Source organism: Mesorhizobium sp. M1E.F.Ca.ET.063.01.1.1 (assembly GCF_003998155.1).
In the GTDB taxonomy this organism is placed as follows: domain Bacteria; phylum Pseudomonadota; class Alphaproteobacteria; order Rhizobiales; family Rhizobiaceae; genus Mesorhizobium.
This window is the reverse complement of the sequence record NZ_RZSC01001722.1, coordinates 1-404: the sequence shown is the minus strand read 5'-3', so window position 1 is coordinate 404 and position 404 is coordinate 1. Positions and strand designations below refer to the sequence as shown.

The window sequence follows — 404 nt, the reverse complement described above, 5'->3', positions numbered from 1 at the left end:
TCCTATGGCAAGGCTGCCGGCAAACCAAGCGGCGCCAAGCCGTACGGCAAGCCGCGTGGCGAGCGCCCGGATGGCGGCGACCGGCCGCGCCCGAAGGGTCCCAGGACCAGATGAGGGCCGGACTGAAATGAGAATCGCCGGCGGTGAGTTCCGCGGGCGTCCGCTGGCGACGCCGCGCGGCAATGCCATCCGCCCGACCACCGACCGCACGCGCGAGGCGCTGTTCAACGTGCTGGCGCATCGCTTCGCCGACAAGCTCGATGGCGCGCGCGTGCTCGACCTGTTCGCCGGCACCGGCGCGCTCGGTCTGGAAGCGCTGTCGCGGGGCGCTTCCTACGGCGTCTTCATCGAGGAATCGGCCGAGGGACGCGGCCTGATCCGCGAGAATGTCGAGGCCTTCGGAC

At 71.0% G+C, this 404-nt stretch carries 1 protein-coding gene; it reads left to right on the top strand.

Translation table 11 applies throughout. The annotated features are described in order from the left end of the window. Positions 1-127: 127 nt before the first annotated feature. A partial coding sequence (locus tag EOA29_RS40590; RefSeq protein WP_189479217.1) for an RsmD family RNA methyltransferase occupies positions 128-404 on the top strand: 277 nt, incomplete at its 3' end.